Below are 17,353 nucleotides of genomic sequence, written 5' to 3'. Positions count from 1 at the left end.
GTAGTTCAATTGTTAGGACGACAATGGTGTTTTAATAAAAAGCGTCCTGTTTATTTGATGCCGCATCGATTCATTAAGTCGTAAATCGTGGGGCGGCTGACACCCAATAATTTGGCGGCCTGAGCAACATTTCCGTCAACTCTCGCTAATGCTTTAACAAGCGCTTTGCATTCTTCTTGTTCGCGTACAGTTTTCAAATTGAGCGGTTCGGTTAAAGCATCGTCAGTTTTTAATCCCAAGTCTTGCGCGGTAATTGTTGAATCTTCAGCCATAATGACAGCGCGCTTGATACAGTTTTCGATTTCTCGCACATTTCCGGTCCATTGATGCTTTTCGATTGCAGACAATGCTTCCTGGCTGAAATTTAAAGTGGCTTTTCCTTCCTTTGCACAAAATTTGTTTTTAAAATAGTGAGCAAGCAGCACAGCGTCGCCGATACGATTTCTTACCGGTGGAATTGTAATAACAATTTCACTGAGGCGATAATATAAATCTTCGCGAAACTGGCTTGTTTCCATTAGTTTATTGAGATCCTGGTGGGTCGCACAGACAATGCGCACATCTACTGGAATTTCTTCCCGTCCGCCAATGCGTTCAATCACTCTTTCTTGTAGAAAGCGGAGCAGTTTTGCTTGCAGCTGGAATGGTAGGTCGCCTACTTCATCAAGGAAAAAAGTACCGCCATCAGCGAGTTCAATTTTGCCCACAGTTTGTTTTGAAGCGCCCGTAAACGCACCTTTTTCATATCCAAATAATTCGCTTTCCAAAAGTGCCTCAGGAATAGCGGCACAATTAATGGCCATAAAGCGTTTTTTTCTTCGATTGCTCAGACTATGCAGTGCTCGTGCCAATACTTCTTTACCCGTACCGCTTTCTCCCAGTAACATGACTGTAGCATCTGATGGCGCTACTTTTTCAATATTTCGGCATGCTTTCAAGAGTTCAGGGTCACGCGTTATCAGGCCGTCGATTGGAGAACTGCTTTGGGCCTCATTTAAGCGGCGGTTTTCCTGTTGTAGTGCATGTAAATAGAATGCGCGTTCAACGACCAGTTTTAGCATTTCGGGATCAAACGGCTTCTGATGGAAGTCATATGCGCCCATTTCTACTGCTTTTAATGCATTGGCATGATTCTGGTTTCCTGTCAGAACAATTATTTTTGTATCTGGTCTCAGCGCAAGTATTTGTTGCAGCGTTGCCAGTCCCTCGGTAGCGCCATCTGGATCGGGAGGCAATCCCAAATCCATTGTTACAACCGCAGGCTCATGTCGTCTGACTTTGGTTAAAGCACTTTCACGATCTGAAGCGACCAAGACTTCATAATTATCAAAATTCCAGCGTAATTGCTTTTGTAAACCGAGATCGTCTTCAATAATTAATAATTTCTTTTTTTCCCGATTTTCCGACATATGTTTTACCTGTGTGTAATTTGCTACCGTTTGTTCGATACTGTTCTTAGCAGGCTGTCCGAAAATAGATTGCTTTACTGTGGAAAAGCTATTTTGGCTAATTTTCCGACTATTTTCTTTAAGTAGAAAAACTATTAGCCTCAAATATTCAGAAAATCTGTCTCAAAATTGCTTCCCCTCGCTACGATCACTATTCTCGGACAGCCTCCTGGTAAATTAGGATTACAGTAAAATTTCTGATGCGAGTTAAGTATTTTATAGACTGATCTCAAAATCTTATTTTCGAACAAGCATGATAGTTGTCTTTTAATTAAAGATTAAAGGTATTTATATGTTATCGTTTTCGTTAAGTAATTTTAAAATAATATAAAATGTCGTGCCTACTGATTCTTCAGTGGATACTTCCAGTTTGCCTCCAATTTCTTGTATATACTCCCTGCTTTCAAAAACGCCAATGCCCATGCCAGCGGATTTGGTTGATTCAAATGGTTTGAACAGACGTTCTTGAACAAATTTCTCACTCATGCCATGACCTGTATCCTGAACCTCGATAACTGCTTCATTGTTATTGCGGTGCAAACGAATCTCGACTGTGCCGTTTTTTGGTGTGGCTTCAATTGCGTTTTGCACGATGTGACTGATGACACGTTTTAATCGTGTCCTGTCCGCGGAAATGTGCAAATCGGAGTGGTATATTTCAAATTTGGGCCGGGGTTCAAAAATTAATTTGCTTTCAATTATTTCTAGCAGTAATTGATTCAAAGAAACTTGGTCTGGCTGGTCCAGTGTATGGCCGTTGCTCAGTTTTTCGAGTAGGCGTCTCATTTTGCCAATCGATAAATTTACAGTTTGAATCATGTCATCCTGGAATTCAGGGTTGTTTTTATGTTTCTCTGCATTCGAAAGTAAGAGCGAGAGTTGAAAAATTAAGTTTTTTAAATCATGAACCACAAATGTTGACATGCGATTAAATGATTCGAATTGACGGGCTATCATTAACTCCTGAGAAGCTTGTTCTTGTGCCAGATAGCTTGTTGCCTGCTGGCCTGCAATTTTAAGCAGGTCTCTGATTTCCCAGTTTAACTTTATTGTGCTTCTGGGTTTGATTAGTACCACAAAGCCGAATAGCTTTCCATGTTGGATCAATGGAATAACAAACCATGCGTCTGTGAGGCTCTGGAGCCATTGCGGGACAACCAACGACGTATATTTCTCAGGATTCGTTTGATATTCTTTTAAATCAATGACCCAGTCTTTTTGTTCCAGGAATTGGCACAGAGAACTCTTAGGTTTTTCAGTATCCTTGATTAAGGGTATATTCCATTGTTGGATGGGTACAAAATGTCCTGCTTCATGTTTTAACCATAATCCACCGCCAGGGCTTTCGACGAGTTGGGCAAGAGACTGTATGACGCGTTCTTTTAATCCGCCTTTTTCTTCTGATAAGTTGCGTGTAAAGCGAAGCCATTCTTCTCGATAATCATAGTTGTAACTATAAAAATGTTTGCTAATAAAAACTTTCAGCCATGAACGGATAGTGCCTGAAAACAAAATTCCAATCAGAAGGATGATCGCGCCGAATAAAAAGCTTACTTGTAAAACGATGCCCCATTTCTCACCGGAAAACCGAAGATAATAGCCCGCGCCGGCCATTACAAGGAGATAGATCGCTATGCCGAAAGATGCGGCGGTGTAAAAGATGATCTGGCGCGAAACAGCAATCCCAACTGCCCACTTTGGATTGCGTGCGGCTGATATAGCGATTAATGGCACAACCAGAGCATTGACAATACCTCGTGTAGTCCAAATATCAAAATTGATGTTCCTGAATAAAAGCGCGTCACTGAACAGGTAGAAGTCATAAATGAAAATGGCACCGATGCCCAGACAGATGAATTTGATGCCCCAACGGTTTTCAGGAGGTGTGTTTCTGTAAAATTGTTCAACGAGAATGATGCCGATAATCGCCATCAAAACCCATCCGACTATGCCGGTCAGCGTTTTTATTGGTATGTCAGGGGCAAGGGAGTCGTCCTGGAATGAATAGAGTGAGTAGCAGATAAAAAATAGATAAACTAACGCAATGAATATTATGGAGTCTCTAATTCTTGGAGAAGATAGGTCTGTTTTTGGTTGAAAAGGACCTATCAGAGCAATTAGAAATGCCGACCAACCGCCGTTTCGTAGTATTTCAAGAATATTTGTTAGTGAGGTAAACGAATAGCCGCTCGCAATATTGATGGCCGTAGCTGTAGCCCATGTCGCAGATAATAGGCAGGCAACTGTCAGCATCATGCCGTACAATCTGCCACGCCAGCTCGTCAATAAAAGAAGAGACAGGAAAAAAAAAGCGAACGCGGCTATTGAATAACTGATGATCGCTATATCTGTCCACATAAATCTGTTTTAAAGCACTTGATTATCTGCTCCCTTTTCCCAGTAAAACCACTTCCACTGTAAGAATGAGGATAATAACGTCAAGAAACAGGCTGTGATTCTTGACATAGTATAAATCATATTGCAATTTTTCAATCGCATCTTCAACGGATGATCCATAGGGATAGCGGACCTGAGCCCAGCCCGTTATGCCAGGCTTGACACTGTGTCTGACACTGTAGTAAGGAACTTGGGCATTGAGCATGTCCACGAAATAGGGGCGTTCAGGGCGCGGTCCAACAAAACTCATTTCGTTTTTTAATACATTGACTATTTGAGGTAATTCATCAATTCGCAATTTGCGAATAATATTGCCAACTTTGGTGATGCGTGGATCATTTGAAGTGGCCCATTGCGGTTGTTTATTTTTTTCAGCATTCTTGCGCATACTGCGGAACTTCAGAACCATGAAAGTTTGCCCGTTTTTTCCAACCCTTTCTTGCCGATAAAATACTGGAAAGCCATCCCCCAGTATAATCAACAGTGCAGTAACCAGCATTACGGGTAGTGTCACGATAAGTAGGGTGGTGCTGGCCATTACATCAAAAATCCGTTTAATTATTGACCTTAAAACGCTTTGATCAAATCCGCCGCCAAAAACGAGCCAGCTAGGATATAAGGAATCCATTCGGATATGACCGTTTTCTCGTTCAAAAAACGTCGCGATATCCATAACTCTGATACCGTGCATTTTACATTCCAGTAATTCCTGAATAGGAAAGTATCCGCCTCTTCTCTCCTGAGGAGCAATAATGATTTCTTCAGCCTTATATTGTTCTGCGAGAGAAAACAAAGATTGTTTGCCAGTAATAACCAAAGAAGCTGGAACATGACGCTCTTCCCCGGGAAATGGAATAAATCCAACAATTTTGGGCTGGTGATATTCTGATTCTTTTCCTCTCGGGTTAATAAGATCATTTGCATTTTTGCCAATTCCTAATACCAGTGTGCGCGGTCTTAAAATATCTATGTTGAGCGTTTTAAATAAAATAGCTCTAATGAGCAAGATTTCAATAAAAGACAAAATCATGACATATAGCAGTGTACCGCGACCCAGATAAGTTTCTGGAAAGACATAAAATATGAAAGTCATTAATCCAAAGCATAGCGCAATTGAAGGCATGAAGCGGAATAATGTTGTGTTCAAATCGCGCTGTGTCTCCAGGAGATACATGCCCATGGCGGCCATGCTAGACATCATGGCAAAAACATAAATAAAAGCCTCAACGATTAAATTCTTATAGAATATTGTGGACATTTCATATTCCACGGCAAGCCGAAGGTGAATTCCACCGAAGAAAGCAATCAATAAAAGCAGAAAATCAATGCTGACGATTAGAACAGAAATTTTTGGAATATAAAGATTATTGATCTTTAGCAATTTTCCTCTCCAGCTTTACATGAAATATTCGGTTATTGAGTTTAAATGAAATGTTGGCACCAATATTGCGCAAAGAATAATGCTGTTCTTTAAAATTTAGGTGGCTTAGTGAAATGAAATACGGCACAGTGTACCCAAGCGCAATTTGATTTTCTAGGAACAAAACCGCAGTACAGTTGATTAGCGATTATACCTTAAGTGACTATTGGGATATGTATTTTAGACTAAACTGTTGTAAGTTTGCCAGCGCCGGAATATGTAATCACCCTATTTGAATTATTTTTTCTATGCTTGAATTAAAAAATATCAGTAAAACCTATGTAGAAGGTTGTCAGGTGTTGTCCAATCTGACGTACACGTTGAAAGCAGGTCAATATATTGCCATTATGGGCGAATCCGGGGTAGGCAAGTCAACTCTGCTTAATCTTATTGCGGGCTTGGATGTTCCAGATACCGGTGAAGTATTGATAGATGGTAATCAAATTTCGAAACTCGATGATGATTCTGTGACCATGCTGCGGCGTAAATTATTAGGGTTTATCTTTCAGGCATTTCATATTTTGCCGCATCTGACGCTTGGACAGAATATTGCGTTGCCATTATTGTTGAACAATATGCCGGTGGATCACGCAGAAAAAATGCTGGCAGAAGTTGGATTGCATGGGCGCAAAGATGATTTCTCGCATGAGTTATCTGGTGGAGAGTTGCAGCGAGTTGCAATCGCTCGTGCTTTGGTTCATCGTCCCAAACTTGTGTTGGCGGATGAGCCCACTGGGAATCTGGATCCTGATACGGCTCATGATATTCTTCAACTCATTCGTTCGGAAATCAAAATTAATGGTTCTTCAGGCATACTCGTTACACACTCGCATACTGCGGCTGCTACTGCTGATGCAGTGCTGGTTTTGACCAAGCAGGGCTTGCAACCGATTGAACAAGTCGGCAAGTCCCCATGAAAATGGCGTCTTTATCCTGTTGGCTGCTGTTGAGTGAATGGCGTGCCCGTTTTGTACAGATAGTCGTTGCAATAATGGCTATTGCGTTAGGGGTGGCGCTGGGATTCTCAATTTACCTGATTAATACTGCAGCTTTCAGTGAGTTTTCGGCGGCGAGTAAAAGTCTTTCAGGTCAGTCGGATTTGCAGATTTATAACAAACAGGGTTTGTTTGATGAGTTGCTTTATCCGAAATTGGCGCAATACAAAGGTGTCAGCCAGGCTAACCCCGTGCTTGAGTTTACTGCGGTTGTGCCGGACAGGTTGGAAAGCAGTAATGATCACAAGCTGAGGATACTCGGAATTGATATGTTCCGGGCAGCTACTATCTCACCCGATTTATTGGGTGTTCCAGCCGAAGATAGAGTATTGGATGGTCTATCCGATGACGCCATTTTTTTGTCTCCAGCGGCCATGGAATGGTTGCAGGTTAAACAGAATGACCTGCTCCAACTGAATGTGGGGTTGCAAAACTTGTCTTTACGAGTGGCGGGTGGGCTTACACGAGCACGTGCAGGACAGCGCATTGCGGTTATGGACATAGGTGCGGCGCAATGGCGCTTTCAATATTTGGGATTACTTTCCCGTATCGAACTTAAGCTCGATTCAGGGATTCATCATGGTGCTTTTAAGGCAAAGCTGGAACAAGAACTCGGGGCACAGTTTTTTGTGACTGAAGTTGCGGATCAGGAAGTGCGTGTCGCCAACATGTCGCGCGCCTACCGTGTTAATTTGAATATGCTTGCGTTGGTGGCATTATTTACGGGAGCATTTCTGGTTTTTTCCACACAAGCATTATCGGTGATCCGCCGTCGTAATCAATTTGCGTTGTTGCGTGTGCTGGGTTTTAAACGGCAGCAGTTGTTACAGCAGATCATCGTGGAGAGTGTCGTGTTGGGTTCTATCGGTTCTTTCGCGGGGATTGCTTTGGGGTATGGAATTGCAGCGTTGGCAATCAATTTGTTTGGCGGTGATCTTGGAAGTGGTTTTTTTCCTGGCATACAACCTAATCTGCATATGAGTCCAGGTGCTGCTATGGTGTATTTTGTGGTAGGGGTTAGTGTTACTTTGTTAGGAAGTATTTTCCCTGCCCGAGAAGCCGTACGAGCTAAACCAGCTGCCGCTCTGAAATCGGGTAGTCAGGATAGTGCGCTTAATCGCCTTTCAACACCCTGGCCGGCGGTGATCTGTTTGTGTGCCGGTATATTAATGACGCAATTCCCGCCGGTTTTTGAATTGCCGGTTTTCGGATATCTGGCGATAGTTTTTCTACTGATAGGCGGTATCGCATTGATGCCGGGTTTTGCGACCTGGTTTTTTTCGTTCTGGCTTGATGTTGTTAATCGCCTCATTAGCAGCGGCAAGCTAAATGTGACAGCACTCATGGTATTTGCGCGCCTGGCCAATGCGCCCAATCAGGCTTCGATTGCTTTGGGTGGTGTGTTGTCCAGTTTCAGTCTGATGGTTGCAATGGCGATTATGGTACTGAGTTTTAGGGTATCGGTTAATAACTGGCTGGAGCATGTGCTGCCCGCCGATCTTTATGTGCGTGCTGCTGACAGTGGAAAACAGGGCGGTTTTCAGCCGGGAGAGCTAAAGCCCCTGGCAGAATTACCTGAGTTTTCGCGCATTGATTTTTTTCGTGTACAGCATTTGGTTCTGGATCCGGATAGGCCGGAAATTACCGTAATCGCGCGACCCATAGATAAGAAGGATCCAGGTAATACGTTGCCTTTAACAGGTGAGACAATTGAGCTTGATCAGTTGTCTGAAGGTGAGCGGCCGATATGGGTATCTGAAGCAATGGTTGATTTATATGGATACACAGTTGGTAAGCAGATAATGATGCCGGTTGGTGATGCGATGCATGCATTCATTGTTGTTGGTGTCTGGCAGGATTATGGCCGTCAGTTTGGTGCTGTGCAAATGCAATTATCGGATTACCAGGGTTTATCCGCTGATTTGAGCATCAATACAGCCGCCTTGTGGTTGCAGGAACATACGAGCATGGCAGATGCGCATGCCGCATTGCAACAATTACCGTTTGGGGATGTACTGGAAATAACGCAATCGCAATCGATACGAGATAAAAGCCTGGAGATTTTCGATCGCAGTTTTGCGATTACATATCTCTTGGAAGTTGTTGCAGTGATTATCGGACTGTTGGGCGTGGCTGCCAGTTTTTCGGCACAAATGCTTGCGCGGGTGAACGAGTTTGGTATGTTGCGGCATATTGGTGTTACCCGTCGCCAAATATTGCGCATACTGGCCGCTGAAGGCAGTTTTCTAACCACGCTGGGTGTTATGTTGGGATTTGTTCTGGGTTGGGGGATCAGTCTGATATTGATTTTCATTGTTAACCCGCAATCCTTTCACTGGACCATGCAACTTAATATGCCATGGATCTGGTTAATATTGCTTGCTGGCATTATGCTGGTTTCGGCATCGATTACCGCTTTGATTGCAGGGCGCGGTGCTGTTTCGGGTAGAGCCATACGCGCGGTTAGGGAGGACTGGTAATGCAAATTAATAGATACAGGACCCATGCTTTTATAGCCGTATTGATGGCTTGGCTGGCGATTTCTCATTCATTATTATTCGCGGATGATCAACGTTTTACACCGGTTGTTCCTGATTATGAGATTGTATTTCCGCAAGATTATGGTGCTCATCCTGATTTTCGTATCGAGTGGTGGTATGTTACGGGTTGGTTAGAAACACCTGACAACAAGACACTTGGTTTTCAGGTGACTTTTTTTCGTTCCGCAACTGATCATAATCCTGATAACCCCAGTCGTTTTGCGCCTAAGCAATTGATTATTGCGCACGCGGCTTTATCAGATCCAGCTAGGGAGCAGCTCATTTATGATGAAAAAGCAGCGCGCGAAGGATTTGATTTGGCTTATGCTCGAGAGGGAGAAACAGATGTAAAACTGGATGATTGGTACTTTGCGAGAGACAAGAAAGGGCGTTATGTAACAGAAATACATGCAGATAAGTTTGGTTTTCAATTATCGCTTATTCCGACACAGAAAATCATGCTTCAGGGGGAACGAGGTTTTTCCCGTAAGGGGCCAAATTTAGCGCAAGCCAGTTATTACTATAGCGAGCCGCATTTGAGTGTATCCGGCAGGGTTGCGTATCAGGGGGAGTCTCTTGCAGTGAGCGGTCATGCCTGGCTTGATCACGAATGGTCATCTGAGATTCTGGATCCCCGCGCAGACGGATGGGACTGGTTAAGTGTGAATCTGGACGATGGATCCGCGTTAATGGCTTTTCAAATACGTGGGAAGAATGGTGAAAAGCTTTGGGCTTACGGTACATTTCGTGATGCAACAGCATCTGTCATACAGTTTAATCCGGATCAAGTCGAATTTATACCGGAACGTACTTGGGAATCTCCGCATACAAAAGCCACTTACCCCGTAGAAATGCATGTGCGTACGGGTGATTTTGAATGGCAATTGAAACCATTATTTGATGATCAGGAGCTGGATTCGCGCAGCTCTACAGGTGCCGTGTACTGGGAGGGTGCCGTAACCGTTTTCCGGGGTGAGCAAAAAGCTGGACAGGGCTATCTTGAGTTGACAGGTTATTTGCAATCTTTAGATTTGTAAAAATATTTGTTTAGTTTATAATCATTGTTTTATAGTGCAAACTTAAAAAAAATTTTAATATTGTATTCTGTTTTTAAATCAGAAAAAGCATTATTTATTATGGTTTTTCTGGCAAATGCGGAGTAATCCGGAAAATTAAAATATTAAATGGGTTGATAAAAGTGTTTAACAGGTTGTTAGGAACATTTATTTGACTGATATACATTCGTGTAAGCGGAGTGTGATGGCTGTTTTGCACAAATGTACACTATAAACGCTGCGAGTAATATGTAGTATTGCTGCATTTAAGAGAGGATTAAGCCCATGTTTGAGTTTAAACTTAAAGGTCATACAGAAAAAAAGGGATTGCTTTTTGTTTTGATTGTCGTGTCTTTAATTGTTTCGGCAAGTCAGGCCCTTGCAAATCCTCGCTATGCTTCGATTGTAATTAATGCGGATACAGGTAAGGTGCTACATGAATCAAGTGCAGATGCTAGTCGCTATCCTGCTTCTCTAACCAAAATGATGACACTTTACATGTTGTTTGAGGCAATCGAGCAAGGCAGATTGTCGATGGATTCTTTGCTGCCGGTATCAGCGCATGCGGCATCCATGCCGCAGACTAATATCGGGTTGCGAGCGGGTGACAGGGTTAGTGTCCGAGATGCGATTCCTGCATTAATCGTACGTTCAGCGAATGATGTGGCTGCAGTGGTCGCTGAAGCCCTGGGCCAAACTGAAACCAATTTTGGCCGAATAATGACTGATAAGGCGCGCTCACTGGGTATGCGTTCAACGTCATTTCGCAATGCTTCAGGGTTGCCAAATAGAGAGCAAAAAACCACAGCGCGGGATATGGTGATACTGTCCACTCGACTCATGGAAGATTTTCCCAAATATTATCATTATTTCTCAACACAATCGTTCCGTTATAAGGGTGTTACATACAACAGCCACAATCGCATGATTCGTAACACTATTGGGGTGGACGGATTAAAAACCGGCTTTATTCGTGCTTCAGGGTTTAATGTGGCAACTTCTGCAAAACGGGGCGATCAAAGAGTGATCGCAGTAGTGATGGGTGGAAATACCGCCGCTTCACGTGATCAGCATATGGTGCAGTTATTGGATCAAAGTTTTAGAAAAGCCGCGACAACTCAGTTGGTTGAATCGAGAAAAAATAAAAGAGCGATTGAAAATGCAAGCAAGCGAATGTTAGTGATGAAAGCACCCATTCCGGTCGTAAAACCGGCCCTGTTTGAAGAAAACAAACCGGACCCGGCAGCCATACTCCGGGGTGAGTTAGCGGTTGGCGGTCATGCTGCGCAGACGAAACCGGTATTGACGGGAAATGAAAATTGGGCAGTGCAAATAGGTTCATATTACGAACATGATCGCGCGCAGGCGCAAGCGAAAGCGGCTACGCGCTGGGTATCGGGTGAGGTTGCCGTTGTTGAAGTGGAAATCAGCAATCGCACATTGTATCGAGCCCGGTTGGTTGGCTTGCAAAAAAATCAAGCTCATACTGCGTGTCAAAGCTTATCGCGCCAAGGAATGGATTGTATGGTTATTCGGTCGCATGGCTAAAATCCCTGATTGGAATTGCTATTTTCCAGCACAATATTTCCCTGCATACGCATAAACAGTATTATCATTCGAGCATATGTGGTTTCTTGAAAATATTAATCACTATTTAAGATCAGCAGGTTATGCTGGTCTGCTGTCTGTGTTAAATGGATGGCATTCTCGTTTCTGACAAAGAAAGTTAAAGCGTTTTTGAATGAAATTGACGTATCACAAATCAAAATTTGATTTGCGTTCCCGAGAAAACATACTTTGCAAAAGCGCTTTCATCAATAATCAAAACAGTGACAACAACGGATCTGTTTTACGAGCGACCTAATCTTCAAATCCATTCTGATCAATTTCCGAGATGTTGGCTTATGTTGCATCGCAAGATGATCCACTCGGTTGGTCTCTCCCTTGTGTAGTGTCTTTGCACGTTTTGGCTGAATCAATCTAAGCAATAGTCATCGAAAGTCGTTGCCGAATTGCGTGTCGGGGATAAAAAAATGATCAATATGAAGATAAATGTACGCCGACAGTTTTGCATGCTTTAAAGAGCCGATATGGAGCGCTCGGGGTATTTTCACAGCATAGTTGTGATTTGTGATTATAAAACAGGGTATTGTTTCATGTTTAATCAAGGCCTTGGTGGAGTCATTTTAATCTGACAGAATAGAATTAGATCGACTATGAAAGAATTTTTTAAAAAACTACTCGTGCCAACAGTTTCTTCTGATGGTGAGTTTAAAAAACCACATCATATTGCATACACGGATTGGGGCGATCCAGGTAATCCACATGTGGTTATTTGTGTGCATGGGTTGACACGTAATTGCCGGGATTTTGATTATTTGGCGGAAGTTTTATCATCGCAGTGTCGCGTCATTTGCCCGGATGTTGTTGGGCGTGGACAAAGTGATTGGCTGGAGAATGAGCGCGATTATGATTACTATCCTGTTTACCTTTCAGATGCGACTCAGTTAATCAAACATATCCGGGATCAATATAGTGTTCCAGTAAAAATTGATTGGGTTGGTATTTCGTTGGGTGGGTTGATCGGCATGATGATTGCCATAAATCCGGAAAATAAGATTCATAAGTTGGTAATCAGCGATATAGGACCATTAATTCCGGTGGCTGCGTTAAAAAGAATGTCTGAATATGTCGGTAAAGATGTTCGTTTCAACAATATCGCAGCGTTTGAAGCATATATCAGACAGATCTCAGTGCCTTTCGGTCGGTTGACCGACGATCAATGGCGACATCTTACGATTCATAGTGCACGTTTACTGAATGACGGTACATACTGCTTTTATTACGATCCCAAAATTTCTGCTAGCTTTAAAGCGCATGCGTTGATGGATGATATTAATTTATGGGAATACTGGGACAGACTGGAAACGCCAACTTTAGTCATCAGAGGTGCTGAATCAGATGTGTTGCTTGATAAGACTGCGGTTGAAATGCAGCAACGGGGTCCTCGTGCAAAAATAGTTGAATTGTCTGGCATAGGGCATGCACCAATTTTGGTTGATGATCAGCAGATTTTGATTGTAGAAAAATTTTTGATGGGTTGATGCAATCTTTTGTTTGTTATTGATAAAAAAATTTCTTAATTAATTTCTGTACGAAATGTTACAAAATTATCTCAATAAGTACACTGTAGCATCCGATTAATATGGTGTCTAAATGCAAGAAGGGATGACATTTTGCATGAGGGCATATTTTTGATCATTAACTAAACTGGGTTGGTAGAAGATGCCTAATTCAGTTTATGTATTTAAGGAGATGTATCATGAAGAAAATAATTATGTTGGTAGTTCTTTTGTTTGCATTTACTGGATCTGCATTTGCTGTAGTTAATGTAAACACAGCAACACAGGCCGAACTTGAAGTGCTACAGGGTATTGGACCAGCCAAGGCTAAGGCGATTATCGAATATCGGGAAAAGCATGGATTATTTACTTCTATAGAGGGTTTGATCGAAGTTGATGGTATTGGTCCAGGCACGATGAAACAACTTCGAGAGAGTATTACGGTAGGAAATGCACTGAATTCTGAAACAACTGCGGCTATGGCGACCCAGTAGGCTAAAACCAGAAGTTTTTCGAGTAGACCTTCCGGGTTCTTGCCGGAGGGTTTTTTTATTTTTGGCGTCGGGGTTTCTAATTGAATGGTTGTGAGATAATCTATGAATGTAATTCAAGATTGCTTACTTTATGTTCAAAACAATAGAAAATTTTATCGGTAATACGCCACTTGTAAGATTGGAGCATTTGCCCGGGAAAACCAGTAATACCATTCTTGCCAAACTTGAAGGCAACAACCCGGCGGGCTCTGTTAAGGATCGCCCGGCATTATCAATGATTAAACAAGCGCAGCAACGTGGTGATATCAAGCCGGGCGATACCTTGATTGAAGCTACTAGCGGAAATACAGGAATTGCACTGGCGATGGCTGCCGCAATCATGGGCTATCGCATGATTCTGATTATGCCCGAGAATCTGAGCATAGAACGGCGCCAGTCAATGCGCGCCTATGGCGCTGAAATCATTTTGACTTCGAAAGAAGGCAGTATGGAACAGGCAAGAGATTTAGCAGAGAAAATGTGTAATGAGGGTAAGGGCATTATTCTTGATCAATTTGCTAACCCGGACAATCCACTTGCGCATTATCAAGGTACGGCACCTGAAATATGGCGCGATACAGAGGGGAAAATTACGCACTTTGTTAGTAGCATGGGGACTACCGGTACGATCATGGGGTGTTCCCGTTTTTTTAGAGAGCAGCAACCGGCAGTAAAAATAATTGGGGTTCAACCGGAAGCGGGTGCACAGATACCAGGTATTCGAAAATGGCCGGAAGCTTATCTTCCAAAGATCTACGATGCGCGTCGAGTCGATGACATGATTTATGTTTCTCAACCGGAAGCGGAAGAAATGACACGGCGATTGGCTCAGGAAGAAGGTATCTTTGCCGGTATATCATCCGGGGGTGCATTGGCGGCAACGCTAAGGCTTTCAGCGCAGGTCGAGCATGCTGTGATTGTGTTTATCGTTTGCGATCGCGGGGATCGCTACTTGTCTACAGGCGTCTTCCCTGCTTAAAGTAAAGCGTTTGTAAAAACTGTATCGCTATGTGCAATCGGTGGATCGCGATTTTATTGCTTGTTTCAATGGTTTGCCTGCTGATATTTTCAGCATCTGCTGCCTATTCCCGATTTACGCTGGTGCTGGATGATATTAAAAATCCTGTTTTTGAAGCGAAATCCATTCGGATTCAATTCAATAATGGTTTTTTAGGAGTCGGACGGTTAGAAATCGATATTGCAGAAATTAATGTACAGAATTATGTATTGAAAAATATAAGTCTGTTATGTAATACATTTCAATACAATCAAAAAGAAATTTTATGTAAGGGCGGAAGAGTCAATATTCCCGGGCTGTTTTCATCCCCGGTTTCATTGCAATTCCTTTTTGATTCCTCGTTTCTGAGAATTGGTTTAAGTCCAGCAAAGAATGAAAGCTGGCAATTCACATTGCAACAGGACAAAACGGCGTGGAAGGGATTGTTGACCATAAATAATGGAAAATTGAAAGCGATTGCCGGCTTGTTGTCAGATAATGAGCAATTGCCCAAACCCAATGGTGGAGAAATCAACGGAACAATTCAATTTGAGGGTGTTGAGTCGAATTTAAAAGCTGCGTCGATTGATTTGTCAATTGCTGCTTTTGCATTTGCCGATCATGCGGGCCTCCACGCGGGTGAAGGCATTGAATTAATGCTGAAGTCTGATTTAGAGTATTCGTCACTGCATGATCATTGGCGATGGCAGAGTGATTTGTACTGGTCTGCGGGTGAGGTTTTTTGGCAACCTGTCTATTTAACCGGTAATGGCCATCATTTACGTGTGCATGGGATTGTCGATAATGAGACTGTACGTCTGTTGGATAGTAGTTTGATGTTAACCGGTGTGGGAGGCTTTGATTTCTCAGGTATTCTGAATAAGTCCGATAATCAATTAAGCACATTTCAACTTAAATCGGAACACATTGAACTATCAGCGTTATTTGATCATATTCTAAAACCTTTTTTGAGAAACACCTCCTTTGCAGAAATGGAAGTTGACGGGTCTGCTGATTTTACTTTCAAGCTGAAGAAAGGTGTATTCAGTTCGTTACAGATTGATCTGAATGATGTAAGCATAATCGATTCACGTGACCGGTTTGCGTTTCATCGCATTGATGCCCATATCCCGTGGCGGTTCGACAGAACTACAGTCGCCGATATCAATATGATGAATGGCCATTTGTTACATATCCCTTTGGGTGCTGTCCGTGTGCCTCTTGAGATTAACAAGTTTAATTTGTTTTTGCCGCAATTGGCTTTGCCAGTGTTGGACGGCGTTTTAAGTTTGGAGGACTTCAGTGCCGCTTATACCGATAAAGGATGGCAATGGAAATTTAATAGTAAGCTTGCGCCAGTTACTATGGCTGCTTTAACTGAAGCACTACAAATACCACAAATGCATGGCACATTGTCTGCGTTTATACCGGAAGTGCGCTATGACGGCAGCAATGTTCTGGTTAATGGGGTTTTGCAACTCAATGTTTTTGGTGGTAGTGTTGTTATTCACAATCTTAAACTCATTGAACCAATGGGATTGGCGCCACATCTAAAAGCTGATATTGCCATGCGTGATTTGGAACTTGAATTGCTAACTAGGACCTTCTCATTCGGGAAAATGGAGGGACGGGTAGATGTCGATGTGGGTCAACTTGAGTTGACCAATTGGAAGCCCATTCATTTTAATGCGCGCTTGTTTAGTAGTCCGGGTGACTATTCCCGGCGCATCAGTCAGGCGGCAATAGAAAATATATCTGCCTTGGGTGGAGAAGGCGCAGTTGTGGCCATACAACGCAGTTTTTTACGTTTTTTTGAGGAATTCCGTTATTCGGAAATTGGTTGGCAGTGTGCATTGCGTTTTAACATATGTTATATGGGAGGTATAGAATCCGAACCGCAATCTCGTTATACCTTGGTCAAGGGTGGAGGAATACCAGCAATTACGGTGAGAGGCTATAATCGAGAAGTTGGATGGCAGGAATTAATCGACCGTTTGCGCCGGATTACCCAGGAAAATGATCCAGTTATTCAATAGTAAAATGGAGAAAGTAGGTAAAAATGAAAAAATGCTCATCTTATGCAAGTCTTATACTGATCTTGGCGATGTTTTTATCTGCATGTGTCACGATCAATATCTACTTTCCAGCGGCTGCGGCGGAAAAAGCGGCAGATAAAATTATTGAAGAAGTGTGGCAACTGGATCAAGAGAAAAATGAAGAAGAACAGTGAGATCGAATAGTTAATTCAAACCAGCTAAATGAGTCAATTAACCTTTGAATATGAGGCAATCATGATCAATCGCCCAAAATATTATTTTTTGTTATTGTTTTTTCTGATATTTGTTTTGATTCCATTAACAGGCTTGGCGCAGGCTAATCTTGAGGTCAATACACCAGCCATAACGAGCATAAAACAGAGTATGCAAAATAGACATGGCCAACTTGCTGAATACTATAATAGTGGCGCAGTGGGTTTAACCAAAGATGGCCTGATTACGATTCGAGATGCGAATGCTGTGCCACTGGCAAAACGGCAGTTAGTCAATACGCTTGTATCCGCTGAGAATCAGGATAGGAACGCGCTTTATCGTGAGATAGCGCGTGCAAACAATCATCCTGAATGGGAACCCAAGATACGATCAACGTTTGGGCAGCGCTGGACTAATATGGCCAGACCGGGTTGGTGGTATCAAAAGAATGGCAATGCATGGGCGCAAAAATAACACTGCATGACAACCTTTGGCCTAATGGTTAAGGTGGAATAGGATATTTTATTTGGTTAAAATTTGGTTTTCTTATTTCGCTAAATGGATATAATAAACATACTGTCGCAATGGTTTTTCATG

13 protein-coding genes are annotated in these 17,353 nt (G+C 42.6%); 10 read left to right on the top strand and 3 right to left on the bottom strand.

The genetic code is table 11. The features are described 5' to 3' along the window. Positions 1–50: 50 nt before the first annotated feature. The 3 genes from prsR to MRK00_05020 all read right to left on the bottom strand — a co-directional run bounded on the left by prsR (position 51) and on the right by MRK00_05020 (position 5,226). Positions 51–1,409: a PEP-CTERM-box response regulator transcription factor gene (prsR, locus tag MRK00_05030; GenBank protein ID MDR4516736.1), complete on the bottom strand. Its 1,359-nt coding sequence runs from the start codon at positions 1,407–1,409 to the stop codon at positions 51–53. Between the two features lie 327 nt (positions 1,410–1,736). After that, complete coding sequence (prsK, locus tag MRK00_05025) at positions 1,737–3,806, bottom strand: PEP-CTERM system histidine kinase PrsK (GenBank protein ID MDR4516735.1); 2,070 nt, start codon at positions 3,804–3,806, stop codon at positions 1,737–1,739. A gap of 22 nt (positions 3,807–3,828) precedes the next feature. After that, positions 3,829–5,226, bottom strand: coding sequence for a TIGR03013 family PEP-CTERM/XrtA system glycosyltransferase (locus tag MRK00_05020; protein ID MDR4516734.1), 1,398 nt, complete (start codon positions 5,224–5,226; stop codon positions 3,829–3,831). A gap of 287 nt (positions 5,227–5,513) precedes the next feature. Between MRK00_05020 and MRK00_05015 the strand changes: the two genes are divergently transcribed. From MRK00_05015 to MRK00_04970, 10 genes are all read left to right on the top strand, one after another. Then, positions 5,514–6,182: an ABC transporter ATP-binding protein gene (locus tag MRK00_05015; GenBank protein MDR4516733.1), complete on the top strand. Its 669-nt coding sequence runs from the start codon at positions 5,514–5,516 to the stop codon at positions 6,180–6,182. After that, positions 6,179–8,740: an ABC transporter permease gene (locus MRK00_05010; protein ID MDR4516732.1), complete on the top strand. Its 2,562-nt coding sequence runs from the start codon at positions 6,179–6,181 to the stop codon at positions 8,738–8,740. Before MRK00_05015 ends, MRK00_05010 begins: the two co-directional genes overlap by 4 nt. Continuing rightward, the gene (locus MRK00_05005) at positions 8,740–9,837 is read left to right on the top strand and encodes a carotenoid 1,2-hydratase (GenBank protein ID MDR4516731.1); all 1,098 of its coding nucleotides are present in this window, start codon (positions 8,740–8,742) and stop codon (positions 9,835–9,837) included. The genes MRK00_05010 and MRK00_05005 overlap by 1 nt, the downstream gene beginning before the upstream one ends. 303 nt (positions 9,838–10,140) lie before the next feature. Next, positions 10,141–11,403: a D-alanyl-D-alanine carboxypeptidase gene (locus tag MRK00_05000; GenBank protein ID MDR4516730.1), complete on the top strand. Its 1,263-nt coding sequence runs from the start codon at positions 10,141–10,143 to the stop codon at positions 11,401–11,403. Between the two features lie 668 nt (positions 11,404–12,071). After that, positions 12,072–12,959 carry an alpha/beta hydrolase gene (locus tag MRK00_04995; GenBank protein ID MDR4516729.1) on the top strand — a complete coding sequence of 296 codons (888 nt, stop codon included), beginning with the start codon at positions 12,072–12,074 and terminating at the stop codon, positions 12,957–12,959. Between the two features lie 218 nt (positions 12,960–13,177). Continuing rightward, the gene (locus MRK00_04990) at positions 13,178–13,471 is read left to right on the top strand and encodes a ComEA family DNA-binding protein (protein MDR4516728.1); all 294 of its coding nucleotides are present in this window, start codon (positions 13,178–13,180) and stop codon (positions 13,469–13,471) included. A gap of 130 nt (positions 13,472–13,601) precedes the next feature. Next, on the top strand, positions 13,602–14,489 hold the full coding sequence (gene cysM / locus MRK00_04985) for a cysteine synthase CysM (protein MDR4516727.1): 888 nt from the start codon (positions 13,602–13,604) through the stop codon (positions 14,487–14,489). Positions 14,490–14,518: 29 nt separating this feature from the next. Next, positions 14,519–16,543, top strand: a complete 2,025-nt coding sequence (locus MRK00_04980) for a hypothetical protein (GenBank protein ID MDR4516726.1) — start codon at positions 14,519–14,521, stop codon at positions 16,541–16,543. 23 nt (positions 16,544–16,566) lie between these two features. Beyond that, the gene (locus MRK00_04975) at positions 16,567–16,737 is read left to right on the top strand and encodes a hypothetical protein (GenBank protein MDR4516725.1); all 171 of its coding nucleotides are present in this window, start codon (positions 16,567–16,569) and stop codon (positions 16,735–16,737) included. Positions 16,738–16,798: 61 nt separating this feature from the next. After that, entirely contained in the window at positions 16,799–17,230 is a 432-nt protein-coding gene (locus tag MRK00_04970) for a YdbL family protein (GenBank protein ID MDR4516724.1), read from the top strand. The last annotated feature ends 123 nt before the right edge of the window (positions 17,231–17,353 follow it).

The organism is Nitrosomonas sp., from assembly GCA_031316255.1.
GTDB lineage: Bacteria > Pseudomonadota > Gammaproteobacteria > Burkholderiales > Nitrosomonadaceae > Nitrosomonas.
The sequence above is the reverse complement of the archived record's forward strand: the minus strand, read 5'-3'. Positions and strand labels throughout refer to the sequence as shown.

What these genes read in the sequence shown, in the direction of transcription:
- prsR (MDR4516736.1), bottom strand. Translation starts at nt 1,409, where the DNA reads ATGTCGGAAAATCGGGAAAAAAAGAAATTATTAATTATTGAAGACGAT.
- prsK (MDR4516735.1), bottom strand. Translation starts at nt 3,806, where the DNA reads ATGTGGACAGATATAGCGATCATCAGTTATTCAATAGCCGCGTTCGCT.
- MRK00_05015 (MDR4516733.1), top strand. Translation starts at nt 5,514, where the DNA reads ATGCTTGAATTAAAAAATATCAGTAAAACCTATGTAGAAGGTTGTCAG.
- MRK00_05010 (MDR4516732.1), top strand. Translation starts at nt 6,179, where the DNA reads ATGAAAATGGCGTCTTTATCCTGTTGGCTGCTGTTGAGTGAATGGCGT.
- MRK00_05005 (MDR4516731.1), top strand. Translation starts at nt 8,740, where the DNA reads ATGCAAATTAATAGATACAGGACCCATGCTTTTATAGCCGTATTGATG.
- MRK00_05000 (MDR4516730.1), top strand. Translation starts at nt 10,141, where the DNA reads ATGTTTGAGTTTAAACTTAAAGGTCATACAGAAAAAAAGGGATTGCTT.
- MRK00_04995 (MDR4516729.1), top strand. Translation starts at nt 12,072, where the DNA reads ATGAAAGAATTTTTTAAAAAACTACTCGTGCCAACAGTTTCTTCTGAT.
- MRK00_04990 (MDR4516728.1), top strand. Translation starts at nt 13,178, where the DNA reads ATGAAGAAAATAATTATGTTGGTAGTTCTTTTGTTTGCATTTACTGGA.
- cysM (MDR4516727.1), top strand. Translation starts at nt 13,602, where the DNA reads ATGTTCAAAACAATAGAAAATTTTATCGGTAATACGCCACTTGTAAGA.
- MRK00_04980 (MDR4516726.1), top strand. Translation starts at nt 14,519, where the DNA reads ATGTGCAATCGGTGGATCGCGATTTTATTGCTTGTTTCAATGGTTTGC.
- MRK00_04975 (MDR4516725.1), top strand. Translation starts at nt 16,567, where the DNA reads ATGAAAAAATGCTCATCTTATGCAAGTCTTATACTGATCTTGGCGATG.
- MRK00_04970 (MDR4516724.1), top strand. Translation starts at nt 16,799, where the DNA reads ATGATCAATCGCCCAAAATATTATTTTTTGTTATTGTTTTTTCTGATA.